The sequence below is a fragment of the Micromonospora sp. NPDC005220 genome (genome assembly GCF_040607895.1).
Lineage (GTDB): Bacteria > Actinomycetota > Actinomycetes > Mycobacteriales > Micromonosporaceae > Micromonospora.
Genome location: NZ_JBEXHP010000009.1, coordinates 42,768 through 67,598 on the forward strand (window position 1 = coordinate 42,768; position 24,831 = coordinate 67,598).

Annotated in this window: 29 protein-coding genes and 1 pseudogene; 18 read left to right on the top strand and 12 right to left on the bottom strand. The window is 70.3% G+C overall.

Annotated elements, in window-relative coordinates:
* Positions 1-98: 98 nt before the first annotated feature.
* Together ABZU52_RS06300 and map are read right to left on the bottom strand one after the other, a co-directional pair.
* Positions 99-773, bottom strand: a pseudogene (locus tag ABZU52_RS06300) (CDP-alcohol phosphatidyltransferase family protein); the annotation flags it as partial.
* A gap of 126 nt (positions 774-899) precedes the next feature.
* The gene (map, locus tag ABZU52_RS06305; protein WP_354970016.1) at positions 900-1,673 is read right to left on the bottom strand and encodes a type I methionyl aminopeptidase; all 774 of its coding nucleotides are present in this window, start codon (positions 1,671-1,673) and stop codon (positions 900-902) included.
* Between the two features lie 65 nt (positions 1,674-1,738).
* Between map and ABZU52_RS06310 the strand changes: the two genes are divergently transcribed.
* Positions 1,739-2,032, top strand: a complete 294-nt coding sequence (locus tag ABZU52_RS06310; protein ID WP_354970017.1) for a helix-turn-helix transcriptional regulator — start codon at positions 1,739-1,741, stop codon at positions 2,030-2,032.
* Positions 2,033-2,098: 66 nt separating this feature from the next.
* Here the strand turns inward: ABZU52_RS06310 and ABZU52_RS06315 are convergent, their stop codons facing one another.
* On the bottom strand, positions 2,099-2,845 hold the full coding sequence (locus tag ABZU52_RS06315; RefSeq protein ID WP_354970018.1) for a glyoxalase: 747 nt from the start codon (positions 2,843-2,845) through the stop codon (positions 2,099-2,101).
* A gap of 166 nt (positions 2,846-3,011) precedes the next feature.
* Between ABZU52_RS06315 and ABZU52_RS06320 the strand changes: the two genes are divergently transcribed.
* The 4 genes from ABZU52_RS06320 to ABZU52_RS06335 are packed head-to-tail and all read left to right on the top strand — an operon-like array spanning position 3,012 to position 6,251.
* On the top strand, positions 3,012-3,938 hold the full coding sequence (locus ABZU52_RS06320; RefSeq protein ID WP_354970019.1) for a hypothetical protein: 927 nt from the start codon (positions 3,012-3,014) through the stop codon (positions 3,936-3,938).
* Positions 3,935-4,387, top strand: coding sequence for an ABA4-like family protein (locus ABZU52_RS06325; protein ID WP_354970020.1), 453 nt, complete (start codon positions 3,935-3,937; stop codon positions 4,385-4,387). Before ABZU52_RS06320 ends, ABZU52_RS06325 begins: the two co-directional genes overlap by 4 nt.
* Before the next feature lie 5 nt (positions 4,388-4,392).
* Complete coding sequence (locus ABZU52_RS06330) at positions 4,393-5,628, top strand: histidine kinase (RefSeq protein WP_354970021.1); 1,236 nt, start codon at positions 4,393-4,395, stop codon at positions 5,626-5,628.
* A complete protein-coding gene (locus ABZU52_RS06335; RefSeq protein WP_354970022.1) occupies positions 5,625-6,251 on the top strand; it encodes a response regulator transcription factor in 627 nt (208 codons plus the stop codon). The genes ABZU52_RS06330 and ABZU52_RS06335 overlap by 4 nt, the downstream gene beginning before the upstream one ends.
* Positions 6,252-6,280: 29 nt before the next feature.
* Here ABZU52_RS06335 and ABZU52_RS06340 read toward each other — a convergent pair whose 3' ends face one another.
* A complete protein-coding gene (locus ABZU52_RS06340) occupies positions 6,281-8,071 on the bottom strand; it encodes a gamma-glutamyltransferase family protein (RefSeq protein WP_354970023.1) in 1,791 nt (596 codons plus the stop codon).
* A 62-nt stretch (positions 8,072-8,133) separates the two neighbouring features.
* Between ABZU52_RS06340 and ABZU52_RS06345 the strand changes: the two genes are divergently transcribed.
* The 6 genes from ABZU52_RS06345 to ABZU52_RS06370 all read left to right on the top strand — a co-directional run bounded on the left by ABZU52_RS06345 (position 8,134) and on the right by ABZU52_RS06370 (position 13,608).
* On the top strand, positions 8,134-8,277 hold the full coding sequence (locus tag ABZU52_RS06345) for a hypothetical protein (protein WP_354970024.1): 144 nt from the start codon (positions 8,134-8,136) through the stop codon (positions 8,275-8,277).
* Positions 8,278-8,917: 640 nt separating this feature from the next.
* A complete protein-coding gene (locus tag ABZU52_RS06350; protein ID WP_354970025.1) occupies positions 8,918-9,316 on the top strand; it encodes a YbaB/EbfC family DNA-binding protein in 399 nt (132 codons plus the stop codon).
* Complete coding sequence (locus tag ABZU52_RS06355; protein WP_354970026.1) at positions 9,303-9,647, top strand: type VII secretion target; 345 nt, start codon at positions 9,303-9,305, stop codon at positions 9,645-9,647. The genes ABZU52_RS06350 and ABZU52_RS06355 overlap by 14 nt, the downstream gene beginning before the upstream one ends.
* Positions 9,644-10,927 (top strand): WXG100 family type VII secretion target, encoded by a 1,284-nt coding sequence (locus ABZU52_RS06360; RefSeq protein ID WP_354970027.1) that lies wholly within the window; start codon positions 9,644-9,646, stop codon positions 10,925-10,927. Before ABZU52_RS06355 ends, ABZU52_RS06360 begins: the two co-directional genes overlap by 4 nt.
* 4 nt (positions 10,928-10,931) lie before the next feature.
* Positions 10,932-11,162: a hypothetical protein gene (locus ABZU52_RS06365; protein WP_354970028.1), complete on the top strand. Its 231-nt coding sequence runs from the start codon at positions 10,932-10,934 to the stop codon at positions 11,160-11,162.
* 316 nt (positions 11,163-11,478) lie between these two features.
* Entirely contained in the window at positions 11,479-13,608 is a 2,130-nt protein-coding gene (locus ABZU52_RS06370; RefSeq protein WP_354970029.1) for a UvrD-helicase domain-containing protein, read from the top strand.
* Positions 13,609-13,621: 13 nt separating this feature from the next.
* On the opposite strand, the gene ABZU52_RS06375 is transcribed toward ABZU52_RS06370, so the two are convergent.
* On the bottom strand, positions 13,622-14,077 hold the full coding sequence (locus ABZU52_RS06375) for a hypothetical protein (protein ID WP_354970030.1): 456 nt from the start codon (positions 14,075-14,077) through the stop codon (positions 13,622-13,624).
* 8 nt (positions 14,078-14,085) lie between these two features.
* Entirely contained in the window at positions 14,086-15,006 is a 921-nt protein-coding gene (locus tag ABZU52_RS06380) for a ParA family protein (RefSeq protein ID WP_354970031.1), read from the bottom strand.
* 262 nt (positions 15,007-15,268) lie between these two features.
* Between ABZU52_RS06380 and ABZU52_RS06385 the strand changes: the two genes are divergently transcribed.
* Positions 15,269-15,862 (top strand): hypothetical protein, encoded by a 594-nt coding sequence (locus ABZU52_RS06385; RefSeq protein WP_354970032.1) that lies wholly within the window; start codon positions 15,269-15,271, stop codon positions 15,860-15,862.
* Between the two features lie 155 nt (positions 15,863-16,017).
* Here ABZU52_RS06385 and ABZU52_RS06390 read toward each other — a convergent pair whose 3' ends face one another.
* On the bottom strand, positions 16,018-16,377 hold the full coding sequence (locus ABZU52_RS06390) for a hypothetical protein (RefSeq protein ID WP_354970033.1): 360 nt from the start codon (positions 16,375-16,377) through the stop codon (positions 16,018-16,020).
* Between the two features lie 86 nt (positions 16,378-16,463).
* Positions 16,464-16,913 (bottom strand): VOC family protein, encoded by a 450-nt coding sequence (locus ABZU52_RS06395; protein ID WP_354970034.1) that lies wholly within the window; start codon positions 16,911-16,913, stop codon positions 16,464-16,466.
* A 108-nt stretch (positions 16,914-17,021) separates the two neighbouring features.
* Between ABZU52_RS06395 and ABZU52_RS06400 the strand changes: the two genes are divergently transcribed.
* Positions 17,022-17,456 carry a TIGR03668 family PPOX class F420-dependent oxidoreductase gene (locus ABZU52_RS06400; protein WP_354970035.1) on the top strand — a complete coding sequence of 145 codons (435 nt, stop codon included), beginning with the start codon at positions 17,022-17,024 and terminating at the stop codon, positions 17,454-17,456.
* Between the two features lie 16 nt (positions 17,457-17,472).
* On the opposite strand, the gene ABZU52_RS06405 is transcribed toward ABZU52_RS06400, so the two are convergent.
* The 4 genes from ABZU52_RS06405 to ABZU52_RS06420 all read right to left on the bottom strand — a co-directional run bounded on the left by ABZU52_RS06405 (position 17,473) and on the right by ABZU52_RS06420 (position 19,689).
* Positions 17,473-18,384 (bottom strand): TIGR03619 family F420-dependent LLM class oxidoreductase, encoded by a 912-nt coding sequence (locus ABZU52_RS06405; protein ID WP_354970036.1) that lies wholly within the window; start codon positions 18,382-18,384, stop codon positions 17,473-17,475.
* Positions 18,385-18,424: 40 nt separating this feature from the next.
* Positions 18,425-18,817: a DUF2267 domain-containing protein gene (locus tag ABZU52_RS06410; protein WP_354970037.1), complete on the bottom strand. Its 393-nt coding sequence runs from the start codon at positions 18,815-18,817 to the stop codon at positions 18,425-18,427.
* A gap of 153 nt (positions 18,818-18,970) precedes the next feature.
* Complete coding sequence (locus ABZU52_RS06415; RefSeq protein WP_354970038.1) at positions 18,971-19,279, bottom strand: DUF2267 domain-containing protein; 309 nt, start codon at positions 19,277-19,279, stop codon at positions 18,971-18,973.
* Between the two features lie 158 nt (positions 19,280-19,437).
* Positions 19,438-19,689 (bottom strand): hypothetical protein, encoded by a 252-nt coding sequence (locus ABZU52_RS06420; RefSeq protein WP_354970039.1) that lies wholly within the window; start codon positions 19,687-19,689, stop codon positions 19,438-19,440.
* A gap of 260 nt (positions 19,690-19,949) precedes the next feature.
* Here ABZU52_RS06420 and ABZU52_RS06425 point away from each other — a divergent pair, with 260 nt between their 5' ends.
* The 5 genes from ABZU52_RS06425 (at position 19,950) to ABZU52_RS06445 (ending at position 24,830) form a co-directional block, all read left to right on the top strand.
* Positions 19,950-20,420: a PASTA domain-containing protein gene (locus tag ABZU52_RS06425; protein ID WP_354970040.1), complete on the top strand. Its 471-nt coding sequence runs from the start codon at positions 19,950-19,952 to the stop codon at positions 20,418-20,420.
* Positions 20,421-20,548: 128 nt separating this feature from the next.
* The gene (locus ABZU52_RS06430; protein WP_354970041.1) at positions 20,549-20,758 is read left to right on the top strand and encodes a TM2 domain-containing protein; all 210 of its coding nucleotides are present in this window, start codon (positions 20,549-20,551) and stop codon (positions 20,756-20,758) included.
* Between the two features lie 293 nt (positions 20,759-21,051).
* The gene (locus tag ABZU52_RS06435) at positions 21,052-21,810 is read left to right on the top strand and encodes a hypothetical protein (RefSeq protein WP_354970042.1); all 759 of its coding nucleotides are present in this window, start codon (positions 21,052-21,054) and stop codon (positions 21,808-21,810) included.
* Complete coding sequence (locus ABZU52_RS06440; RefSeq protein WP_354970043.1) at positions 21,803-22,414, top strand: DUF6879 family protein; 612 nt, start codon at positions 21,803-21,805, stop codon at positions 22,412-22,414. Before ABZU52_RS06435 ends, ABZU52_RS06440 begins: the two co-directional genes overlap by 8 nt.
* 4 nt (positions 22,415-22,418) lie before the next feature.
* Positions 22,419-24,830, top strand: a complete 2,412-nt coding sequence (locus ABZU52_RS06445; RefSeq protein WP_354970044.1) for a tetratricopeptide repeat protein — start codon at positions 22,419-22,421, stop codon at positions 24,828-24,830.
* The last annotated feature ends 1 nt before the right edge of the window (position 24,831 follow it).

Consider the following 24,831-nt stretch of genomic DNA (forward strand, 5'->3'; position numbering starts at 1 on the left):
ACCCCGACGGTAGGGGCGCTGTGGCTCGCCGAGCCGGCCGGCGGGACCAGCGCACCCGCAGCGCCGTTGATGACGGTGTGGCGGAGGTGCCGGGTCGTCCAGAGCCAGGCGACGTCACGCCCGAACGACTCGAGCAGCAGCGCCACTGACGCCACCAGCACGACGGTCGTCAGCGGCGCGGGCAGCACGTCGGCCATCGCCACCGTCAACACCACGCCCTGGATCGCGGCGACGACCTTGCTCCAGTAACGCGGCGGCGGGGAGCCCCGCATCCACCCCAACGCCCAGGTCGCGGCGCCGAAGAGGTAGCGCATCGCGCCGATCACGAGCACCCAGCCACCCACCGCGGGGGCCACGTGTAGGCAGAGCACCAGGACCAGGACGGAGTCGATCTCCATGTCGAAACGCGCGCCGAGTTCGCTGGTCGTCCCGGTGCGGCGGGCCGTGTACCCGTCCACGGCGTCGAGGGCCAACGCCACGCTGGTGAGGACGACCATCAGGGTGACCGGCGCCGACCGGCCGATCGAGTCGGCGGCCAGGGCCGTCACGCCGCCGACGAGGATCGCCCGGCTCAGGGTCACCCGGTCGGCCGGGGTCAGCGCATCCGCGCCCGAGCGGGACATCCCCCGGCTGAGCAGGGCGCACAGGACCACCCCGTACGCCAGCCCTGCCATCCAACCCGCCGCGTCCAGACCGACTGTCTCCGCCAGCACCGCCAGCAGGACGATCTGCACGAGCAGTCCGATGACCGGACCAGTTCGAACCGTTGACATCGTGCCTCCGCGACTCTGGTGGGTGACCCTGACCGTCATCACGGAAAATATGACCGATCGGTTCATTCTGAACCCGGACCAGGATGGTGTCACGGAGGAGGTGCCGACCTGGTCGCGCCGTACGGGTCAGCGCGTCGGCAGGGTGAGCACCTCCGCGCCATCGTCGGTGATGGCGATGGTGTGCTCGCTGTGCGCCGTGCGGCAGCCCGTCGCGCTTCGCAGTGTCCAGCCATCGGCGTCGGTGACGAGCGCGGCGGTGTCCGCCATGACCCACGGCTCCAGCGCCAGCAGCAGGCCCGGCCGCAGCCGGTATCCGCGACCGGGGCGCCCGGTGTTGGAGACGTGCGGGTCCTGGTGCATCGTCGATCCGACGCCGTGGCCGCCGAACTCGGTGTTGATCGAGTATCCCGCCGCGCTGAGGACCGAGCCGATCGCGTGGGAGATGTCACCGATGCGAACGCCGGGGCCGGCGGCGGCGATCCCCGCCTGCAACGCCCGCTCGGTCGCGTCGATCAGCGCGAGGCTCTCCGGGGGCCGCACGTCGCCCACGATGAAGCTGATGGCCGAGTCCGCGACAACTCCACCCTGGGAGACGGCGAGGTCGAGCGAGAGCAGATCGCCGTCGGCGAGCGGGTAGTCGTGCGGCAAGCCGTGCAGCACGGCGTCGTTCACCGACGTGCAGATGTAGTGGCCGAACGGTCCGCGCCCGAAGGACGGCTCATAGTCGACGTAGCAGGACTGCGCCCCGGCCTCGGTGATCATGGCCTGCGCCCACCGGTCGATGTCCAGCAGGTTGGTGCCGACCACGCAGCGGCTCTTCAGCGTCTGCAGGATGCCGGCGACCAGCGCGCCGGTGTCCTTCGCTCGCAGCACGTCGGTGGGGCTCAGGATCTCGATCATGCAGCGCCTTCCTCGGGTCGCCAATAAGTATCCCGGCCATATTATCCCGGTACTAGAATCGGGGCATGGTCAGGTTGCCGCTCACTCCCGCAGAACTCGAACGCGGACAGCGCCTCGGCGCCCTGCTGCGTCGGGCCCGTGGCGAGCGCTCGATGCTCCTCACCGCGCTGGACGCGGGCGTCTCGCCGGAAACCCTGCGAAAGATCGAGTCCGGCCGGATAGCTACCCCCGCCTTTCCGACCATCGCGGCGATCGCCGACGTCCTCGGCCTCTCCCTCGACGCCGTCTGGTCGGAGATCAACACGTCGGACGGCAGCGCTGAACTTCCCCGCCCCGGGCACGAACGGCTGGCCTCCTAGTACCGACCCGCTGGCCCGGCGTGACGCGCCAGCCGGTGACCACGGTGCGCGAGGGGAGGTCCGCGGTCAACGCTGGTCCGGCCACCAGGGTTCGAGGATGGCCGGGTCGGCGATGTACTGCGCCGCCCGCGTGCGCTGCTCCGGGGTCAGCGGTAGCGCCCGGAGGCGGGCGCCCCACTCGGGCACCCGATCGGCCTTGTCCAACGCGGTCGCCAACTCGATCAGGCCAGCCAGCGCCATCGCCTGCTCGACCACCGGGGCGTCCTCGGCGCGGCGGCGCATCCCCGAGTCGAGCGCCCGGTAGGCCGCCCGGTCGTCCAGCTTGAACTCGCGCAGGATCCGCGCGTTGTCGAGCACCCGGGCCAGCCCGTCGAGCTCCTTCGACCCGCCGTACTCCACATTCGGTTCGTCCCGCTGGATGAAGACGATGGTGTTGCCGGACGGATCGATGATGCTGAACCGCGACGCCCCAGCCCGGTAGCGGGTCATCCGGGGCAGACCCTTGACCAGCACCTTGCCGTAGCTGCGGCGCATCGCCTCGGTGAACACCGCGTGGTACGACGCCACCGCGTCCACCATCACCAGGCAGCCGCCGGAATGCTCCTTTGCCGGGTCGAGATCCTTCGGTGCCGGGCCGTAGTGCAGGTCGAACCCACTCCACCGAAACGCCAGGTACACGTACGGTCTGGTCTGCTCGTAGGTCACCTCGAACCCGAGCGCCCGCCAGAACGCCAGGGTCTCCTGCGGCGCCGGGCAGGGCAGCAACGGCACGGTGGTCTCGTTCGGCTGGACACGGTCCGCATTGATCGTCATGAGCTCTCCCCGTCCGGTCGGCAGGCCGGCCATTGTGCCAGCACCCGCGACAGGCTTCGACGGATTTCATCTCCTACCCAGGGAGGAGGCGCGCTCCGACCACTGGCCGCAACCGGGGCTCACGGTCGGGCGCGACCGGCGGGCGCGGCCACGAACATCTACAGGCATGACAACCCTGCTGCGCCGGGTGACGCACTGGAATCGCCCCCTGATGGTCTTCGTCTCCGCGATGGCGGTGCTCGCCGCCGTCGCCGCGGTCGGCATCCTCGTCGACCCGCGCGTCCTCACCGGGGCGCCGATCTGGCTCAAGCCGTTCAAGTTCGCGGTGTCCTTCGTGCTGTATGGCACGACGCTCGCCTGGATGCTCTCCCTGCTGCCACGACGCAGCCGGGCCACCGAGTGGGCCGTCACGATCATCGTCGCGATGTCGGTGATCGAGATGATGGTGATCGTCGGTCAGGTGGTACGCGGGCAGACCAGCCACTTCAACGCCAGCACTTCCCTGAACGCCGCGTTGTTCGCGGCGATGGGCGCTGCGATCATGGTGCTGTTCTTCGCGCACCTCGTCATCGGGATCGTGGTCCTGATCCAGCGGATCCCCGACCGGGTCGCCGCGACCGCCGTCGGCTGGGGGCTCGGCCTTTCCCTGCTGGGCATGCTCGCGGCGGTGCCGATGGCGCTGCCGATGCAGGACCCGGGGATCGAGGGGATCGGCGGGGCGCACAGCGTCGGCGTGCTCGACGGCGGGCCGGGGTTGCCGATCGTCGGCTGGAGCACCACCGGCGGTGACCTGCGGATCGGGCACTTCGTGGGGTTGCACGCCCTGCAGGCGTTGCCGATCCTCGCGATCCTGCTGAGCCGGTTCGGCACCCGGTTGGACGAGCGCACCCGCGCCCGGCTGCTGGTCGTCGCGGGTGCCGCGTACGGCGTACTCACCGTGCTGTTGACCTGGCAGGCGCTGCGCGGACAGCCGCTGCTGCGCCCGGACGCCACCACGCTCGTCGCGGTCGCGGCCCTGGTGGTCGCGACGGCGACCGCCACCGGCCTGGTGCTGGCCCGCCGACGCCGCCCGGAACTGGCGCTGGCCGCATGACCGCGACGCTGTTCTCACTGACGTTCGCGGTGGCCGCGCCGTTCTGGGCGCTGATGATCCTGCTGCCCCGCTGGTCGTGGACCGCCCGGATCATCGGCTCGCCGCTGATCGTGCTGCCGGTCGTGGTGATCTACGCGCTGCTGGTGCTCCCGGCGTTCGGCGACGTGCTGCCGGCCGTGACGTCGCCGACCCTGGCCGGGGTGCGCGACCTGCTCGGCACCTCCGTCGGGGCGGCGGCGGGCTGGGCACACATGATCGCGTTCGATCTGTTCGTCGGGCGGTGGGCGTGGTTGGACAGCCGGGAACGGGGGGTGCCGGCTCTGGTCATGGCTCCGGTGCTGGTGCTGACCATCCTGCTCGGGCCGCTCGGCCTGGCCGCGTACCTCGCGGTCCGGACCCGATGGCGGCGGTCGGCGACCGCCGCCACCGGCCCGCAGCACCTAGGCTGACGACCGTGAGCTGGCTGGGGCGACTGTTCGACATGCGGGACACGCTCGTGCGGATGGTGCTGCTCGACCTCGCCGGGGTGGGTTATCTGCTCTTCGTCCCGCACTCCGCCCGCACACCCACGGCGACACAGTGGGTCCTCGCGGTGCTCGCGTTCGCCGTGGCGCTGGCGGCGCACCGTCGGCCGGTGGTCAACCTGGTGGCGCAGGCCGCCCTGCTGGCGGTCGCGATCGGCCTTGTCGACGACTTCACCATCAACCAGGTTGGCGCCAGTTGGGCGCTGCTCGAAGTGACCATGCGCGCGCGCCGGCCCCGGACCATCTGGCTGGCCACCGCACTGCTGGTCGTGGTCGACCTGACCGACTCGATCGGCGACCCGCCGCGCCGGTTCGCCTCCGGGGTCGTCGGGCTGGCCCTGGAGGTCGGCGTGCCGGTGCTGCTCGGCCTCGTCATCCGCGCCAACCGGGAGCTGAGTCGACAGGCCGTGGAGCGGGCCCTGGCCGAGCAACGCCAGCACGAGTCGGAGAGCCGCGCGGCCCGCGCCGACGAACGCAGCGCCATCGCCAGAGAGCTGCACGACGTCGTCGCGCACCACGTGGCGTCGATGGTGCTGCGCGTCGGCGTGGCCCGGCACGTCCTCACCGACCTGGACCCCCGGGTGGGCGAGGTCTTCGACGACGTGCACGGCACCGGCACCGCGGCCCTCGCGGAGCTGCGCCGGCTGGTCGCGGTGCTGCGCGACCCCGACGGGGTACGCGGTGACGCGGCGCTGACCGCGATCGAACCCTCCGCGCTGCCGGCGGCGATCGGCGCGTCCATCGACCGGTCCCGGCAGGCGGGTGTCACCGTGGAGGCCGATCTCGACCCGGCGATCGGGTCCCTCGACGCGGTGCGCGGCATGGCGGTGCTGCGACTGACCCAGGAGGCGCTGACCAACGTGGCCAAACACGCGGGGACGTCGGCGCTCGCGCGCATCGTGATCGCCGTCCGGGACGGCGCGGTGCACTGGGAGGTCACCGACAACGGCCGTGCTGGGGTGCCGGCGGGGGTGCCGGCCGGTGGCGGGCACGGCATCACCGGGATGCGCGAGCGCGTCGAGGTCCTCGGCGGCAGGCTGGAGGCGGGCCCGACCGACACCGGGTGGCGGGTGCGTACCGTGCTTCCGGCCACCGAGTCGTCCGCCCGGTCGCTGCCCCGCGAGCGCCAGGCCCCGGCCGGGTCGCCCGCTGCGGAGCCGGCGTGATCCGGGTGCTGCTGGTCGACGACCAGCACCTCATCCGAGCCGGCCTGCGCATGCTGTGTGACGCCCAACCCGACATCGAGGTCGTCGGGGAGGCCGACAACGGCCGCGAGGCGATCGCGCTGGCCGGGCGGCTCCTCCCCGACGTCGTCGTCATGGACCTGCGGATGCCCGGCGTCGACGGGATCACCGCCACCAGCCGGATCCTCGCCGAACGTCCCACCACGCGCATCCTGGTGCTGACCACGTTCGGCGACGACGACCACCTCTACCCCGCCCTGACCGCCGGAGCGTGCGGGTTCCTGCTCAAGGACGCGCCCCCCGCCGAGCTGCTGGACGGCATCCGCCGGGCTGCCGTCGGGGACAGCCCGTTCAGCCCGGAGGTGCTGCGCCGCCTCGTGCAGCGCGCGGTACACGCCCGCCCCGGGTCGCCACCGGCCCTTCCGGGCCTCACCGCGCGGGAACGGGACGTGCTCAACCTGGTCGCCGACGGCCTGTCCAACACCGAGATCGCCGACCAGCTCCACATCGGCGTCACCACGGTCAAGACCCACATCACCAGCCTGATGACCAAGACGGGAAGCCCCAACCGGGTACGCCTGGCCCTGTTCGCCCGCGGCGTCTGACGCTCAGGCCCGGATCCGCGTGGCCACGACTAACGGCCGCACGCGTAGCCCTGCATCCCCCGGGGGTTCGCACCGGCCGCCAGCACGCCCGTCGCCGGGTCGCGGGTCACCGCGCAGAGCCGACCGAGGCTCCAGCCGTCGGTGACCCGCACCTCGTGCCCGTACGTCCGCAGCGCCGCCAGCACACCCTCGTCGATCCGGTCCTCCACCACCAGGACACCCGGCTCCATGTCGCGCGGATAGAACGACCCCGGCAGGCTGACCGTGTGCCACGCCGACGCGTCGATGGCCTCCTGCAACGACTGTCCACCGACGAGGTGCCGCAGCAGGAACGGCAACTGCCACTGGTCCTGCTGGTCGCCACCGGGGGTCCCGCAGGCCAGCACCGGCTCGCCGTCGCGGTGCACCATCGTCGGGCTCAACGTGGTCCGCGGCCGGCGGCCCGGCGCCAGCGACGAGGCCAGCCCCTCCTCCAGCCAGAACATCTGCAACCTGCTGCCCAGCGGGAACCCGAGTTCCGGAATCGTCGGGGAGCTCTGCAACCACCCACCGCTGGGCGTCGCGGAGATCATGTTGCCCCACCTGTCGACCACATCCACGTGACACGTGTCGCCCCGGGTCACCCCGTCCGACTGCACCGTCGGCTCTCCCGTGGTGGCGTCCGACGGCCCGGCACGCCGTACGGCACCGGGTCGGACGTGGGCGGGCAGGCGCGGCTGCGCCCCGTCCGGACGCCCCGGGCGCAACTCCGCCGACGCGCGCTCGCCGATCAGCGCGGCCCGCTCCAGCGCGTACTGCGGGGAGAGCAGCGCCTTGGCGGGCACGTCGAGGCCGTCGCCGTACCAGGCCTCCCGGTCGGCGAAGGCGAGCTTGAGCGCCTCGACCTGGGCGTGCACGCCCGCCGCGGTCCCCGGCTCGTACGCGCCCGGGTCGTCGAGCGCGTCCAGGGTGGCCAGTGACTCCAGCAGCACCGGCCCCTGACCCCAGAACCCGGTCTTCGCCACCGAGTAGCCGTGCCAGTCGAGGGTGGCCGGCGCCTCCCAACTCGCCGAGTACGCGGCCAGGTCGTCGCCGGTGACCAGCCCGGCGTGCGGGTGCCCGCTGGAGTCCTGGAACGGCCGCCGGCTGAACGCGTCGATCGCCTCGGCGACGAAACCCGTGCTCCAGGCCCGGCGCGCGGCCTCGATCTGGGCCTCCCGGTCGACGCCGGCCGCCTGTCCCGCCTCGACGAATCGGCGCAGCGTGTCCGCGTACGCCGGGTTGGTGAACAGCTCCCCCGCGGCCGGCGGTCGGCCGCCGCGCAGCCAGAGCGCGGCAGACGTGGGCCAGTGTTCCTCGAACAGCGACCGGACGGCCGCCACGGTGTCACCGACCCGGCCCACCAGCGGGTGCCCGGCGCCGGCGTAGCCGATCGCCGGCTCCAGCACCTCGGCGAGGGTGAGCGTGCCGTGCTCACGCAGCAGCAGGAGCCAGGCGTCCACGGCGCCGGGTACGGCCGCAGCGAGCGGTCCGGCGCCCGGGATGAGGTCCATCCCGAGGGACCGGAAGTGCGCGATGGTGGCACCGGCCGGGGCCGGCCCCTGCCCGCACAGCACCTTGGGCCGGGGGTCCCGTGCGGTGGCGACGATGGCCGGCACCTCGCCACCCGGCCCGTTCAGGTGCGGCTCGACGACGTGCAGGACGAACCCGGCGGTGACCGCGGCGTCGAAGGCGTTGCCACCGCGTTCCAGGATGCCCATCGCCGCCTGGCTGGCGAGCCAGTGGGTGGAGGACACCATGCCGAAGGTGCCCTGCAACGTCGGTCGGGTGGTGAACGTCATGACAACACCTCACGGGGATCTGTGGCGCGAACATCGGGACCGGTGCCGTCCGGCCGGACCAGGTGGCAGGCTGCCATACCGTCGCCGAGCAGCACCGGCTGACGGTGGCGCTGGTGCACCGGATCGGCCACCGGCGCGTCTTCCTCGCCGGGATCACCCTGTCCACCGTGGCGTCCCTCGCACCGGCGCGGACGTCTTCTTCCTGATCGCCCTGGCCTTGGCCGTCGTCGTGGCCGTTGCGGGCTGCCGCGCCAACCGGCTGACCGCCCTCCCCGCCACCTGACCGCCCGCGCCGACGGCTGGGAACCTCCCGCACTGCGGCTGCGCAAGCGTGGGGCTTCGGGGCTCCGGGGCTCCGGGGCTCCGGGGCTCCGGGGCTCCGGGGCCTCGTAGCTCAGGGGCGGCAGGCTTGGCGGGTTGCCTTTGGAGCTGATGTCGCAAACGAGTCAGGCCGCCCGCCCGGTGTCGGTGAGCCGCAAAGATCCAGGCCGCCCACACCGCCTGACCGGCGATGCCACCCCGCCTCAGGCCGCCGCGAACAACCGACGAGCAGCCCTCGCCGGCCAGCAACACCGCCCGCCGGCCGAACCACGTCATGCCGAAATGATACGGACCAATGCCTCCCCCGGCCCTCACTGCGCCGAGCCGCGCGCCCCGGCGATCTTGCGGTTTCAGTCGTTGAAAAGCGGCGCTCTGCGTCATTTGTCGCGACAGCAACTGCAAGATCGCGTGGCGAGGCAGCCCCACCACCGCTTCGGCAGGGGCATGCACGTAGCGCCACTGGTTGGTAGCGTGCCGGTGATGTCGCCGGTTGCCGCTGGCAGTGGTCCCCTGGGGAGGGTCGACATGTGGGCGGACGACGCTGCGCTCGACGCGGCGGAGCGCCGGCTCGACGAGTGGGAATCGTCTCTCGCCGAGCGGGCGGCACGCGCGAAGACACTGTCGGCGACGATGCGGAATCTGACCGGCACCGCCCGCAACGCCGATCGGACTGTCGACGTCACCGTCGACTCGGCCGGCCTGCTGATCGACCTACGGCTCGACGAGCGCATCCGGCAACAACCCGCTGCGCACACCGCCCGGCAGATCCTGGAGACCACCGCTGCCGCGCGTACCGACCTGCTCCGACAGGTCAGCGACGCAACCATGAAGTCATTGGGCGACGACCCGAGCGCCCAGGCCATCATCGACTCGTACCGCAGCCGGCTCCTCCCCGACCAGGGACCAGACGATGCCCGCCGGTGACGGCATCCAGGTCGACCCGGACGACCTGACCGCCCACGCCGCACGCCTCGACCGCAGCGCCACCAGCGTCGACACCGCCCAGCAGGCAGGCCAGCACGTCCGGTTGGGCACCGACGCCTACGGGCAGCTCTGCGCGATGATGCCGGTGCTGCTCGACGGCCTGCAACGGACCCTGGTCGACGGCATAGGCGCCGCCGCGGCATCCGTACGGGACACCGCCGGCAGGCTGCGGGTCGGCGCGGACCGCTACCGAGAGTCCGACGCCCACGCCAAACACCTGCTCGACGGCCTGCGGCAGCGCCAGCTCGATGAGGCACGGCAGCGCTGGTGACGTCGAACCCGCTCGTCGCCTCCGCTGCGGACACCGCGCCCAGCGCCTGGGCGGGTGTGTGGATCTGCGAGGACATCGAACTGATCGCGCAAGGCGTCCGCAACGGCAGTTGGATCGACGGCAGCCTCGGCGTCGTGAGCGCCGGCCTGGACGCTCTCGCCTTCGTCTCCGACCCGGTCGGCGCCCTGCTCCAGTACGGAATCGCCTGGCTCATCGAACACGTCAAGCCGCTCAGCGAAGCGCTGGACTGGCTCGCCGGCGACCCGGCGCAGATCACCGCACACGCCCAGACCTGGCGCAACGTCGCCGCCTCGCTTCGCGACGACACCGCCGAATTGGCTCGCGCCGTCCGCAACGACGTCGCCGGCTGGGGTGGCAGCGCCGGGCCCGCCTACCGGGCCTGGGCCCACGAACAACAGCAGGCCATCACCGGCCTCGCCCTGGGCGCCGACACCCTGGCCGCGATCACCGAAGGCGCCGCCGGGCTGGTGGCCGCCGTCCGAATCCTGGTCCGCGACGCCATCGCCACCTGCGTGTCCCGCATCATCGTGTACGCGGGCGAACTCCTCATCACCGGCGGACTGGCTGCGCCGCTGGTCGTGGAGCAGGTGACGACCCTGGTGGCTTCGTGGGGTGCGCGGATCGCGCGGTTGCTGCGCGGGCTGCTGGCAAGTTTGCGGCGGCTGATCCCTGAGATCCGCCGACTCGGCGACCTGATCGAGAAACTCAAGCAGGCCCTGGGCAGACTTCGCGACACTCCGCGCGGGCGCCCAGGGAGCGCAGAAGATAAAGCGCGAGGCATTCATGGCGGCCACACCGCACGACCTCGTAATCTTGCAGACTATGGAGGGCAGGACCGTTGGGCGGAGGAGGCGTACGAGGCGATCCGCCAGCAGGCCGACGCCGACGTCATAGCTCGCCATGTCGGGGACGCGCCCCGCCTGGACGGTTCCCAGGGGTTCTCTCGGGAGGAGATCGAGCAGATCCGCCGGCACGTCTTCTTCGACGCCCACCCGATGGACGACTACGCGGGCGGAGTCGTCCATCAACGATATGATCCGAGCCCGCCCATGGCCGAGGCATGGTTGCGTTTGCGACGCGGTAGTCCGTTGCCGGAGGATTACGCACTACTGGAGCACGAGTTGGCAGAATTGCAGTACTACCAGGCGCACCCGCAGGCGGCATACCGGGAAGCACATCTTGCCGCCAACCAGGTGTCCGATTGGGAGGCGTCCATACCCGGGCCGACCTACGAGGACTACTCGAACATTGGAGGCTAGGGACATGGGAATGATGGTGACCGCGCGGCGTATCGAGGCCGCTGCGGACGAGGTCCGATACGAGTTCGGTTTGAATGACAAGTTCGACCGAATCCTGACGATCGATCCACGCACCCTCGACGCCCGCGTCGAAGATGGTGATTTCAATTCCGCCGCTGGTGCCATCACGGCAAAGATCGTAAAAGCGTGGCAGTCCAACGGCGAGTTCCCGACGAAAATGCTGTTCGCAAGCTGAACCCGGTCCGACTACCCGAGCTACCGTCGGCGGTCGACGTCGTCAGCGACCTTCATGAACTAATGACCACCGGACACGGTCCGCACGCTGCCGTCCGGGTTGCTCCGACCCGGCTTCTGCAGGGCCTCGCTGACCCACCTCCGGCGAGGTCGGAGGCATTCAGGTTGACGACGACCTGGTAGGACGGCCAACTCCGCAGGCGAGCCAGAGCTTGCTGGCCGTCGGGGGTGCCGGAACTCGATGGCAGCCCCGGTGGATCCGCCTGCGCCGTTCACAGGGATAGGGTGTGGCGGTTCCGCCGGAGTCAGGAGCATACGTGGGCAGCAAGTCGCCGGAGATCGCCAGCGAGCAGACTTTCTTCGACGCGGCGGCCCGACATCGGGCCCGCCGGCGGGACGGGCTGGCCGAGGTGACCGCGGCGGCGGCGCATCCCGGCGCCGCCCTGCACCTGAAGCGGTACGCCGAGAAGGCCGCCGAAGCCCTCGGCGACAACAACGAGGCGGTGGCGTTCGGCCGGATCGACGACGAGTCGGACGATGTGCTCTACATCGGCCGGCACGTCGTGCTCGACGAGCGCAGCGAGGTGCTGATCGCGAACTGGCAGGCGCCGGCGGCCGCACCCTACTTCGAGGCGAGCCACGTCGACTCTCGGGGCCTGGTACGCAAGCGCAGCTACCAGTGCGACGGCAACACGGTCCAGGACTTCACCGACGTGTTGTTCGCCCAGCTCGCGGCCGCGATCGACGGGCCTGACCAGCGCCTGCTCGACGAACTGGCCAGGGCGCGTACCGGCGAGATGCGCGACATCGTGGCAACGATCCAGGCGGCCCAGTTCGAGCTGATCCGGGCGCCGATGGAGCAGGTGCTGGTGATCGAGGGCGGGCCGGGCACCGGCAAGACGGCAGTCGCCCTGCACCGCGTCTCCTGGCTGCTCTTCAACAACCCCGACCTCGCACCCGAGGACGTGTTGGTGGTCGGACCGAACCCGACCTTCATGCGCTACATCGGCCGGGTGCTGCCCGATCTGGGCGACGCTGAGGTGTTGATGCGTGACGTCGCCCGGCTGGCGCCCGACGTACGCCGTGGCCGGACCGAGCCGGCCGAGGTGATCCGGCTCAAGGGCGAGGCACGGTTGGCCGGCCTGCTCTCCCGCGCACTGCGCAACCGGGTGGGTGTGCCCGAGCCTGCCGAACGGCTCCTGCTGGGCGGGCGGTTCGTCACCGTGCCCGGGACGGAACTGGCCGAGGCGATGGCGGCGGCGAGCGCGGCGGAATTGCCGTACTCCCAGCAGCGCCGCCTGTTCTGGGACCGGGTGAACCACCTGGTCAGTCAGCGCGCCGGCGTCGACGCGGCCGGGGCGCCGGCGGTGACGAATCTCGTCGAGCGGCTGTGGCCGCAGCAGTCGGCGGCGGCGTTCCTGCGCGACCTGTTTGGCTCGCGGGCGCGGCTGAGCGCCGCGGCCGGCACGGAGTTCACCGCTGAGGAGGTCCGCCAGTTGCACCGCCAGGGCGCGGACCGGCTCTCCGAGGAGGTCTGGTCCGCGGCGGACCTGCCGCTCCTCGACGAACTGGAGCGGCTCATCGACGGTCCGGGACGCCAGTACGCGCACGTGGTGATCGACGAGGCACAGGACCTGTCGCCGATGCAGCTGCGGGCCGTCGGCCGTCGCTGCGCGGGCGGCTCGCTCACCCTGGTGGGGGATCTCGCTCAGTCAACCGGCTCGTGGGCCCGTGATGACTGGGCCGAGGTGACCGATCACCTGCCTGCGGTCCATCCCGTGGTGATCGCCCCGCTGCGGTACGGCTACCGGGTACCCGCACAGGCGTACCGGTTCGCCGCCCGGCTGCTGCCGGTGGCCGCTGCCGGCGTGACGCCTCCGGAGGTGGTGCGGACGGGTCCGGCCGAGCCCGGAATCCACCGGGTTTCGCTGACCGAGCGGGCCGGGCGGGTGGTCGCCCTGGCCGCCGCTCACGCCGAGAAGGACGCCTTCGTCGGGATCGTCTGCCCGGCACGGTGTCGCCGCGAGGTGGAGGCGGCGCTGGCTGACAACGGCGTCGGCTGGAGCAGCGCGCAGCGCGGTGAGCTCGGCGGCTCGGTCAACCTGGTGAGTCCGCAGGAGGCGAAAGGGCTGGAGTTCGACGCGGTGGTCGTGGTCGAGCCGGAACAGATCGTGGCCGAGGACGATCGCGGGCACCGGCTGCTCTACGTGGCTTTGACCCGTACCACGGCATATCTGGACATCGTCTGTGTCGCCGACCCGCTGCCGCTGACCGTGCCACCGCAGCGGAGGCCACCGGCCGCGGACGAGGGTGCTGCACTGTTCACCGACCGAGCGGTCCGCCGGCTCGCCGACCACCTCGCCGGCCAGCTGCGCGGCGCGGCGCCGCGCGCGTCGTGGGATGCGGTCCTTGACGAGGTACGCCGAGTGCTGGACGCGACGGACTGACCCGGCTCTGCGATCAGCCGCGGGCCGGCGCCGGCCTGCTGATCGCCGAGGAGTCGAGCCGGCGCCCGACCGTCCACTGTACGATGTCGCGCCGCACGTCGGCCTTGGTCGCCCGGCTCGGCACGGCGATGCCGAGGTTATTGGCGAGCGCCTTGAGCTGCGGCACGGTCAGCCGCAGGTCGTCGAGGTAGCGTCCGGCGGCGGCCCGGTCGTCGATCGCGGCCAGGTCAGCGCGGACCTTCTCCGGTTCCACAGTAGGCGCCGGCGCGGCCTTCGCCGTACCCCTGCTCCTGGGCGCCACCGACGGCCGCGCCGGCCGGTCGGACGTCGCGGCGGTCGCGCCGGTCGCCGCGAGCTGCAGCCGGGCGGACCCGTCGGCCAGCGCGGCCAGTTGGTCCGCCGGAAGCGTACGGAGGAACTCCGCCACCCGCACAAGTACGGCGTGGCTGAGGTCGGCTGGGCTGGTCACGGGTGCTCCTAGTTCCGGATCCGGGCGAGAAACTCGCTGGCGAGCTGCTGCAGTTCGTACTGAACGGTGGGGTTCGCGTTCGGCAGGAGGACGGCGGGTATTCCGTGCTCGCCTGCGGGCGCGAAGAGTGTCTTGTTGTCCCGGATCATCTGCCGGAACACCGGCAGCTCGACGCTGCTGGGCTGTTCGATGAAGTTGCGCTGGGCGACGATCGGCCCGGTGCCGGCGTACTGGATCATCGTAAGAACCACACCGAGAATGGTGGGATTGATCTGCGGAACGGCGCCCGCGACCCGGTTGTAGTCCCGCACCAGTTCGGAGAGCTTCTTGCGGAGATAGTCGATGCCGAGCGTGGAGAGGTAATCCGCCTTGGCCGGGATCAGAATGTGATCGCTGGCGACGATCCCGGTGCGGGTGACCATCGTGAAGTTGGGCGGGCAGTCGATCAGGATGGCGTCGTACGCCTGGAAGGCCTCTCCGTCGAGCGCGTCGGCCAGCGCTCGGTGCAGCGGCAGATAGCGCGGACTTCCGTGCTGAAACCGGGAGCCGCCCAATTGGTAGGCGAAATCCAGGTCGGCGTCGACCAGCATGAGGTGCGACGGGACCAGGTCCAGCCGGCCCGAGCCGCTGCGGGCGATCACGTCGTTCACGGCGGGCGGGGTCACCACGTACGGGTCGAGCGGCTGGGAGCCGCCGTGGCCGAGCACGTCGCCGAACCACTGGAGGATGGTGCGCTCGTCGGCGAGTTCCTGCTCCCACTGGTGCGGCTGGTAGAAGGAGAAGGTGAGGCTCGCCTGCGGGTCCAGGTCGATCAAAAGTACGGTGAGGCCGCGCGTCGCCAGTTCCGCCCCGATGTTCGCCGTCAACGTCGTCTTGCCCACGCCGCCCTTGTAGTTGATGACGGAGACCACGCTCCCGGGCTGACGCATGGCCAGCAGCATGCCACGTGCGCCGCCACGATTCCCACCGGTGTGGTCGGGCTCTCGCACCGTTGCTCGCCTACGATTTACCAGTTTCGCGGCCAGTCCGGTGGGGGCACCACGGCGAGCTGCGGTTCACCACTGGATGGGGTGGTGACGGCAGTTGGACCTGGGAAGGCCCGAAGGGCAACAAGATCATTAGAGTGGTCCAGGACGCTCAGGGGAACGTCGCGACAACAGTGCTCGGCGACGGCAGAAAGAGATGAGCGCCATGGACGAGAAGACCTACGCGGCGATCACCGAAATGTGCGCCCGACTCGCGGGCCGACTGTCCGACGACACCCTGGGTGCCCTGCGCGATCAGTACGCGGCGGGTGAGTGGGACTTGGCCGACGCGACACTCCTGCTCAGCCTGGCGTACGAGGTCGTCGCCATCAGCCCCGAGGAACGGGACCTGATCCGTTCCTTCCTCGGCGACCCCGACAATCCCGACCTGCTCAACGTGCCGGTCATCGCCGAGGTGCCCCCACCGCCGTACCGGTTCAGCCCGACCGGCCCCGCGAACGCCCCCGACCCGACCCGGGCGGACAGTCTCCTGTCCACCGAAGCCCCGCGTCGCCGGGGTCACAGCCTGCATCGCGCCTGGCGGGACCCCTTCGACGGCGCACCCGACGGAGCGACATGGGTGTACGTACTGCGGGTGGCCGACGGCACGGACGAACTCAAGATGCACTCGGGCCTGACCTCCAAGCTGTGGATCTCCCTGCGGGAGAAGTGGCAACTGGAGGTCGTCGCCGACAGCTCACCGCTGACGCCGTACCAGGCCGCCGCGCTGACCGCCGCACACCCGGTCTGGGCCGCCTAATCCAAAGGTCGAGGGTGAGTGGCCGGCTCGATTGGCCGGTCACCGTGACCGCCGTAATCGCCCACATCACCGACACTGCCCGATCAGCCTGAGACCTGGCCGTCCGGCAGGCCCGTCAGGTGACGGTTGAACTCTTCCTCGCCTGCCCGCCAGGTTCAGCGGCGGCGACTCAGCCACTCCCAGGCGTGGCGGAGGCCCACCTGCACCGGGTCGTCACCCGCGGCCTCGGCCCTTCTGGCCGGCGTGTCCTCGCCCGGCTCGTGCATTTCGGCACCGGGCACCGACAGCACGACCCCCCGCTCGTACAGGTCGGCGATCTGCTCCCGGTGGGCGAAGCGGTGGGACTGGTGCGGCCCTGGCGGTGCCACGATGACGCCGTGGAAGATGTCCTTCGGTTCGTCGGTCAGCACGTGCTCGACCACGCCGACGGGTGCCGAGTCGACGTCGTAGACCCGGGTGCCGACGGCGAGCGCGAGGTACGAGACCTTCGCGCCGAGATCCTCCACGACGTTCACGTTACCCACCGCCTGATCACCAGGGGCCCGATCACGATGGCTGGTCCGGCCATGACCCGGGCTGCCGGCGGTGCCGATCGTCAGGCTCAGGCGCCGGCTGCCCGACCCATCTCGGCAAGGATTCCCGTGCCCTGGCCGAGCTCGATCAGATAGCCGTCCGGGTCGCGCAGGTAGCACCGGACCTCGAAGCCATGATCCTTCGGCTCGGTCAGGAACTCCCCACCCCGTGACCGCCACTGCTCGTAGACCGCCCGGACGTCGGTGACCCGGACGTTCATCGCGCTGCTGAGCGTGTTCGGATCCGGAGGAGCCTTCGCCTGCACACCCGGCTTGTCGTCGGTCGGACCACCCTCGTCGTTGATCACGATGTAGCTGTTGTGGAACCGCAGGATCGCCGGCTGGCGTTCCCGCACCACCGTCGCGCCCAGCACCCGCTGGTAGAACTCCCGGGAATGGTCCACGTCCCGCACGATCAGCAGGTGCGTGAGCACCAGCCCTCCCTCGGGCTGGAAGTAGTCGGGCGCCTCGCTCGCCATCGTGCCTCCCCGCGGTTCAGGTCGGCAGGACATACCCGCCGGCAGCACCGACACACCCCCACGGCAACAAGAGTCACCGTGACCGGTGTCGGCTGTTACTGTCGGGCCGTGCCCGCCGACGACATCCGGCATCGGGTCGGGTCGGCCCGGTTGGCCCGGTTGACCACCGTCGGAGCGGATGGCCGTCCGCACCTGGTGCCCGTGTGCTTCGTGCTGCTCGACGATGTCGTCTACCACGCGGTGGACGAGAAGCCCAAGCGCCACCGGCGGCTGCGCCGGCTGGAGAACATCCGGGCGACGGGGCATGCCTGCCTGCTAATCGACGAGTACGACGAGGACTGGTCGCGGCTGTGGTGGGTCCGCCTGGACGGGCACGGCCGGCTGGTGGAGGACCGCGCGGAGGAGGCCGCGGCCCGCGCGGCGCTGGCCGACAAGTACCCGCAGTACGTCCAGCGGCCACCCGCCGGGCCGGTGATCGCGGTAGCGGTGACCGGCTGGTCGGCGTGGTCCGCGGCGGACGCGGCAGCCGACCCGGCCGGGTGAGCGCCGGCCGGGGGTGTCAGCGGGTCGGGGCGAGGGCGTCGAGCACCTCGTCGGCCCGGCGCAGCGACGCCTGCGCGTCGGCGCGGGGTGAACCGATCTCCGGATCGAAGTTGAGATCGACGAACACTTCCGTGATGCCGGCTTCGGCGAGTCTGCCAAGATCCGACCGGATCTGCTCGAGCGTGCCCGTGAGCGGTTCGCGCCCGGGCGGGCTCGTCGGGCGTACGCGGACCGCGCCGCGGCAGACGAAGCGCAGTGCGCCGGGATCGCGGCCGGCCTCCGCGGCGGCGGTCTTGACGGTCGCGACCGCCTCGCCGATGCCTGTCAGGTCCGCCTGGCTGCCACTGACCCAGCCGTCGGCGAGCCGGCCGGCTCGGCGCAGCGCGGTGGGCGCCTGGCCGCCGAGCAGGATCGGCGGGTGTGGCCGCTGCACGGGTTTCGGCTCCAGGCGCGTCGGCGGGACCTGGTAGAACTCGCCGCGATGCTCGGCGACGCCGTCCTGCCAGAGAGCGCGGAGAACGGCAAGGAACTCCTCGGCACGATGACCCTGCCGATGCTTGCTCACCCCCGTCGCCTGATACTCCTCGTCCGCCCAGCCGAGGCCGAGTCCCACGTCGAGCCGTCCGCCGGCAAGGATGTCGAGGGTCGCGGTCTGCTTGGCCAGCAGCACCGGAGAGATGAACGGCATGTTGAGCACCGCGACGCCGAGCCGGACCCGCGTGGTGTGGGCCGCCAGGAACGCCAGCGTGGTCAGCGGGTCCTGGACGCTGTGGTAGGTCTCGCTCCAGCCGAGGTCGGCGGGGACCAGGAGCCGCTGGAACGTCCAGAGCGAGTGGTACCCGAGTTGCTCGGCGCGGCGGGCGACATGAATCATGTTCTCCGGTGTGGCCCACGAGCCGGAGACGGGCGGGGCGAATCCAACCTCCACCCGCGCACCGTACCCGGATCGGGCCAGGAAATGGCTCGGTTCAGGCCCCGACGCCGCGGCCCACCGGATGAAGCAGCCGCCGGAAGTCCTTTGGCAGTTCGGATTCCAGGTTCTCGAGGTCTTCCGCGCTCACCGCCTCGCGCAGGGTCATCAACACGGCGCGGGCGCCCTCAGCGGTCCGCTCGTCATCCGTTCCCGCGCGGACCCCTACCTCATTGAGGAACTCCACCAGGTCGATCCGTTCGGCGAAGTCCACGTCCTTGTGCAGGTACCCCCGCAACTCCTCGGGGACCTGGGTGGCCAGGTGCCGCGCCTCGCCACCACTGACCCCTTCCGCCAAGGTCGTCAGCGTGGCGCCGACGACGTTCGCCGCTTCTGTCGCCGGCATTCGCGCCCGCTTCCCCACCGCTTCGAGAAATTCGGCGTAGTTCACCAGTTCTCCTTCCGGACCAGTTGGGGTGCGTCGCGGGGGCCGTGCGTGCTACCCGGGGCGCTGCCGGCCACCGGCACCCACCGGTTCGATCACCTGCCGGAACTCCTTCTGAAGCTGGGCCATCGCGTCCTCGAACTCGTCACGGGAACAGCCTCACGCAACGTGGTGAGCACCGCACGGACCCGGCACCGGCGAGCGCGCGGTCGACGGCCGGGTGGTCCGCCACCCGCCGCACGAACTCGTCAAACCCGAACGGCTTGGCGTGTTCCTCCCTTCTGTACGGCGGCGGCTTGCGCAGGTGGTCGTCAAGCCCGTCGGGAAGCTGATAGCAAGGTCCTCAGCCTGGCCGGCGCTGATCCGATCTGCCAATGTCTCCAACGTCGCGCGGGTGAGCGTCACCGCCTGATCGGTCGACACCTTCGCCCGCGTGGTCACTGCGTTGATGAAATCCTCGTATTCCACCTGATTCTCCTCTCCGGCCCGATCGTCGTCGAACCGCCAGTTACGAACCCTGTGCCGCTATCGCACACTTCACCTCTCGGGTGCCGAGCGAACTGGTACCTCGACAGCCTCCTGGGATGGAGGGTGACCCTGCCTCATCCCCATCGGGCGAATCCGGGTCAGCGGCGCAGGCGGCGGGCGCAGGGGCCGTCGTGGTCGGCGCGGAGCAGGCAGCGCCGGCCGCCGGGCATCAGCAGGTCGCAGAAGACCCAATGGCGTACGTTCTGGTGGTCCTCGACGGAGACGGTGCTCTCCCCCGGGTCGGTCTGCGCCAGCACCAGCAGCCACCGGCCGATCACCCGGGCCAGGCGCTGCGCGGTGGGCAGGTCGGCGGCGACAACCGGCAGGTGGATGACGTACCACTGGGCCATGCCTCGGATCCCCGATCGGCGTGGTCGCTCTGCTGCCGACGTTCTGCCGACGGCACCAACCTCGCCGAGGTCCCCTCACTGCCATTTCCGCCGTACCCGGCAAACCCACTCGCTCATTTCATTCGTCCACGTGGCGTAGACACCCGACCGAACGGGCTGATCCCACACCTGGTCAGCGGCTAGCCAACAGCGTCGGTGATCATGAAAATCGATCAGTGACTTTTCCTCAACAACCGCCACCTCCTCCGGGCCTGCCCACAATGCCGAAGAAGGCGAGCAACCCGCTCGTTGTCGGCCTCATCGCAGGCTCCGTCGCCCTACTCATCGGGTGTTGCGGTGGCGTGGCGATCGGACGAAGCATGGGGGAATCCGATCCTGAGCCTACGGCGATCGCATCGATTCCCGTCGACGTTCCTCGGACTGCCAATGCCCCAAGCACACCGTCCGTCTCGGCGGAGAGTCAAGCCACCACCGGCACGCCGGCCGCCCCGCCATCAAGCACCGCGCCGGCAGCCGTCGCGATGCCCAATTTGGTAGGCCAGAACGCGGCCGTGGCTGCGGACCAACTCCGTGAACTCGGATTCACCAAAATTCAGTACGGTTCTCAGGACGAACACGACACCGTTGTTCTGCTCGCTTCGAACTGGACCGTCACCAAGCAGTCCACCAAGGCCGGGAGCAAAGTGTCCACCGACACGCTGATTGTGCTCACCTGCACCAAGCAGCGTTGACGACTAAAGAGGCAGATCACCTCGACAGCGACGTCGCCGACGCCTGCATCAATGCCTATCAGGAGTAGCCAGTGTCTTATCCTGCCCCTTCACCGCAGCCTCAACCACAGCCACATGTCACAGTTCTCGTGAGCCAGAAGGAAACCGGGATCGCATACCTCTTCTGGCTCTTCTTCGGAATCGTCGGTGGTCACCAGTTCTACCTCGGCAAGGTAGGGCGTGGCCTGCTCTACCTGTTCACCTTTGGCGTCCTCGGCCTGGGCACGCTGATCGACCTATTCACGTTGCCGAGCCAGGTGCGCCAGGTCAACACGCAGAGGTCGCTCGGAATCCGTTGAACCGGCGAACAACAGGAGACGTAGCAATGCTTCGCTGTGCCGCGCTCCTGTCGTGGGACACACCTGGCAAACTCTGAAGACTCCAGTCTCGCCGAGGCCTGCGCCGACGTAGACGGCGCAGGCCGGGACCGGATCAGGGGGCAATACTCCTTGAGCGCACCGAACTCGGCGCGGTTCTACTGACCGCCCGTGCATACCAGGCCAACAGCGAAGCCGGGCGGGGCGTCGAGAACAGCGGCAACCGATCGTTCGGTCGGTACCCAGCGTCAGTGCCGCGTGGGACGGTCGCCGAGATGGATACCACCGTGGACGTCACGCGCCTGCACTACCGGCCCGTGCACGTCGCCGGACACGGAGTTGGCGACACCGCCGGCACCTTCGGCGATGGTGGCCTCGACCTGCGACCACCGAGATCGCAGCTCGGCACCGAAGGCCACGTCGCGGCGCGACTCCCGTTCGAGCAGCTCGGCGAGACGGCCCACCGCCTCTGGCGAAGGCTGTTGCAGGGCGTCCTCGATGGCGGCACGGGACGCCGGCTCGTGCTGAAAGCGGTGGCGAAGAAAGCCGATCAGGGAGGACACCGCCGCCCGGCCACCCTGGGCCAACTCGGTGGTCGCCCACGCGACGAGGGTCGTCGCCGCGGTCACCATGATCGGGTCGGTCACAATTCCGCCTCCCGCCATCGCCCCGGCTCGTGGAGGCGAACATCGGGCGCCGACTATCAACAAGCCTCGATGTTACCTTGGGTGCTCGCGCGGACACCTGACCCGGAGGTCACCATGAGCGAACAGCGCTGGGAAGCGGACCCTACCGCCGAGCTCACCCGCCGTTGGGGTAAGTCCTCCCACGAGCTGGGCAACACCTCCGGCGACGGCAGTTGCCCCGACGTCTGGGAGTTGAGCAACGGCGACATCGCGGTGATCGGGCAGGACCTCACCGAGGCTTACCAGGGACGGCTTCCCGCCGATGTCTCGGTGGATCCTGGCGAGCGACTTATCATCATTCCCCGATCGACATTGATCGCGGCGAAGGTGGACATACCTGATGCATGACCTGTTCCGCGGGGATCCTGGCGAGCGGCTCCGCCTGGAGGACTACTGGGCTGACTTCGACGATCGGTTCTGGCGTACCGGTGCTCCGGGCTTCTGGAAGCTGGAACGGCAGCAGACCTTCAAGGAGCCTGGCGACGAGGGATGGCAGGCGTTCACCGACGGGCGATGGGAGAATTCGCTGCGAATCCTCGACGCGCGCCGCCCCGAGTTCCAGAGCTACTACCGGCGCATCTCGGAGAACGGCTTCGCCACCCGCCGGGTACGGGTCGTTCAAGAACCACTCACGCCGTATCTTCAGTGGGAGCTGCACGTGCTGCGGCTGCGACACGAGTACGGCGGTCTGACCCAGGTGGTCAGCGCGGATGCCGTGGCGGCGTCCGAGACGAGCGGTCAGCTTCCGGAGATCTACACCCTCGGCACCGAGGTGATGTACGAGGCCGTCTACGACGCCGACGGCGTATTGGCAGCCGCCCGCCGCTGGCGCGACCCCGAGTTGGTCGCGAGCTGCCAGTCCTTCATCGAGTCCCTATACCACCGCGGTGAACCCCTGGACGAGTACTTCGCCCGTGTAGTGGCACCGATGGGGCCTCCCCGCGCGGGGTGACGAGGTGGACGGCGTCGGTTCGGACGAGCCCGGGCAGCGGCCGGCTCAGGTGAACCGTTCCGAGCTGTCCGGTCCGGCGGAGCTGGTCCAGGCCCGCGACGTGTACGGCGGTGTGCACTTCCACGGCGAGGTGACTTCGCAGGAGCGACCGCAACAGCTCCCCGGCGACGTACGCGGTTTCGTCAATCGGGTCGAGGAGCTGCGAACGCTCAACCGGCTGCTGACCGAGGAGGATCAGAGCGTCGATGTCAGCCTGTCGGTGATCACTGGGACGGCTGGCGTCGGTAAGACCTCAGTCGCCCTGCGCTGGGCGCACAGCGTCCGGGACAGGTTCCCTGACGGGCAGCTCTACGCCAACCTGCGCGGTTACGATCCGGGCGAGCCGGCGCAGCCGGATCAGATCCTCGACCGCTTCCTACGGGCTCTCGGTGTTCCGCCCTCGGCGGTGCCACCGGATCTGGATGATCGGGCGGCGCTGTACCGCTCGCGCCTGGCCGGCCGGCGCGTACTCGTGGTGTTGGACAATGCCGCATCGGCCCGGCAGGTACGGCCGCTGCTGCCGGGCACGGACCGCTGCCTGGTCGTGGTCACGAGTCGGAACATGCTCTCCGGGCTGACCACCCGCGACGGCGGCCGACGGCTGACGCTGCGCATCTTGACCGAAGACGACGCCGTCACTCTGCTACGCGACATCACCTCGCCTTACCGCAGCGGCGACGACCCGGCCGAGCTGACCGAGTTGGCGCGGCTCTGTGCCCGGTTGCCGCTGGCGCTGCGCATCGCTGCCGAGCGAGCGGCGAGCCGGCCGTTCATGCCGCTCGGCGAGCTCATTCAGGATCTGCGCGACGAGTCGGCCCTGTGGGACGCCCTCACCGCCGAGGAGGACGAGGAGTCCGATGCCGTGCGGGCGGTCTTCGCCTGGTCCTACCGCGCCCTGAACCCGACGTCCGCGCGGCTGTTCCGGCTACTCGGGCTACACCCCGGGCCGGATTTCAGCGCCCCGACCGCCGCCGCGCTGACCGGTGTGCCGCTGCCCCAGGTACGGCAGCCGCTCGACGCGCTGGTCAGCGCGCACCTGCTGGAACAGAGCGCTCCGGGGCGCTACCAACTTCACGACCTCCTGCGCGCCTACGCGGTCGACCAGGTCCGGCACCTGGAAAGTGCAGAGGATCGCGAAGCCGCGCTGCGCCGTGAGCTGGACTGGTATCTGCACACCGCCGACGCCGCGCTGGCCAGGACGCTGCCCTTCAGCCGGACCGTACCGTTGGATCCGCCGACCGACGTCACGCCGCTCACCTTCGCGACCAACGCCGAGGCGGACGCCTGGTTCGGCGCCGAACGGGACAACCTGGTAGCGGCAACCCGCTCAGCCGCCGCGGCGGGCCTACCGCGGATCGCCTGGCAACTGGCAGCGGTGCTGCGCAGCGTCTTCATGCATCAGAACGCCTTCGAAGGCTGGTTCGCCACCGCCCGGATCGGGCTGGCGGCAGCTCAATCGCTGGCCGACCGGCATGGCGAGGCGGAGGCGCTGGAAAGCCTCGGCAAGGCCCACTTCCAAGCTCGCCAACTCACCGAAGCCGCCGTACACCACCGGGCCGCGTTGGTCATTCGACAGGAGATTGGCGACGAGTACGGCACAGCCGTGTCGATCAACGGGCTCGGGCTGCTGGGCCTGCGCCACCGTCACCTCACCGGGGCGCTCAGCCACTTCGGTGAGAGCCTGGCGATCTTTGAAAGACTCGGCAACCAGCGGTGGCAGGCCTTGTTACTCAGCAACCTGGCCGAGACCCGCTACGAGCTGGGTGAGCTGACCGAGGCGGCGGCGCTGCTGGAGCGGGCGCTCGCGGTGCAACGGGATGTCGACGACCGCGGGCAGGAAGGCAACTCGCTCTTCTTCCTGAGCATGACCCTGCGGGAAATCGGCCGTACCGAAGAGGCTCTTGCCGCGATCGAGTCGGCCATTGCCATCGCCGAGGGCGTAAGCCGGGTCTGGCTGGGGCACTGGCTGGTGGAGTACGCACGGGTGCTGCGCGCCCTCGGCCGACCCGCTGAGGCGCTGGAGGCCGTGCACCGGGCGGCCACAATTCAACGCCGGCTCGGTGACGGCAGCCGCGAGGCGATGGCCCTCGACGGCGCCGGTGAGGCGTACCAGGAGCTGGGGCAGGCGGACGAGGCGATCGCCTTCCACCTGCGCGCGGCGGCAGTGCACCGGCAGCTCGGGGACGATTGGCAACTTGCCCTGACGCTGGACCATCTGGGCGGCGCGCTGACGGCGGCGGGTCGCGCCGAGGAGGCCGGCCAGCACTGGCGGGAGGCTCACTCACTGCTGGCCCGGTTCGACGACGCGCGTGCTGCCGCGCTTCGCGAAGGCATCGCGGCGTCGTTTCCGTCAGCGGCGGACAGGTCCGTCGAGTGAT

What these genes read in the sequence shown, in the direction of transcription:
- ABZU52_RS06325 (WP_354970020.1), top strand. Translation starts at nt 3,935, where the DNA reads ATGACCGCGACGCTGTTCTCACTGACGTTCGCGGTGGCCGCGCCGTTC.
- ABZU52_RS06320 (WP_354970019.1), top strand. Translation starts at nt 3,012, where the DNA reads ATGACAACCCTGCTGCGCCGGGTGACGCACTGGAATCGCCCCCTGATG.
- ABZU52_RS06385 (WP_354970032.1), top strand. Translation starts at nt 15,269, where the DNA reads ATGGACGAGAAGACCTACGCGGCGATCACCGAAATGTGCGCCCGACTC.
- ABZU52_RS06440 (WP_354970043.1), top strand. Translation starts at nt 21,803, where the DNA reads ATGCATGACCTGTTCCGCGGGGATCCTGGCGAGCGGCTCCGCCTGGAG.
- ABZU52_RS06350 (WP_354970025.1), top strand. Translation starts at nt 8,918, where the DNA reads ATGTGGGCGGACGACGCTGCGCTCGACGCGGCGGAGCGCCGGCTCGAC.
- ABZU52_RS06380 (WP_354970031.1), bottom strand. Translation starts at nt 15,006, where the DNA reads ATGCGTCAGCCCGGGAGCGTGGTCTCCGTCATCAACTACAAGGGCGGC.
- ABZU52_RS06435 (WP_354970042.1), top strand. Translation starts at nt 21,052, where the DNA reads ATGGATACCACCGTGGACGTCACGCGCCTGCACTACCGGCCCGTGCAC.
- ABZU52_RS06365 (WP_354970028.1), top strand. Translation starts at nt 10,932, where the DNA reads ATGGGAATGATGGTGACCGCGCGGCGTATCGAGGCCGCTGCGGACGAG.
- ABZU52_RS06315 (WP_354970018.1), bottom strand. Translation starts at nt 2,845, where the DNA reads ATGACGATCAATGCGGACCGTGTCCAGCCGAACGAGACCACCGTGCCG.
- ABZU52_RS06420 (WP_354970039.1), bottom strand. Translation starts at nt 19,689, where the DNA reads ATGGCCCAGTGGTACGTCATCCACCTGCCGGTTGTCGCCGCCGACCTG.
- map (WP_354970016.1), bottom strand. Translation starts at nt 1,673, where the DNA reads ATGATCGAGATCCTGAGCCCCACCGACGTGCTGCGAGCGAAGGACACC.
- ABZU52_RS06310 (WP_354970017.1), top strand. Translation starts at nt 1,739, where the DNA reads ATGGTCAGGTTGCCGCTCACTCCCGCAGAACTCGAACGCGGACAGCGC.
- ABZU52_RS06340 (WP_354970023.1), bottom strand. Translation starts at nt 8,071, where the DNA reads ATGACGTTCACCACCCGACCGACGTTGCAGGGCACCTTCGGCATGGTG.
- ABZU52_RS06425 (WP_354970040.1), top strand. Translation starts at nt 19,950, where the DNA reads ATGCCGAAGAAGGCGAGCAACCCGCTCGTTGTCGGCCTCATCGCAGGC.
- ABZU52_RS06355 (WP_354970026.1), top strand. Translation starts at nt 9,303, where the DNA reads ATGCCCGCCGGTGACGGCATCCAGGTCGACCCGGACGACCTGACCGCC.
- ABZU52_RS06395 (WP_354970034.1), bottom strand. Translation starts at nt 16,913, where the DNA reads ATGGCGAGCGAGGCGCCCGACTACTTCCAGCCCGAGGGAGGGCTGGTG.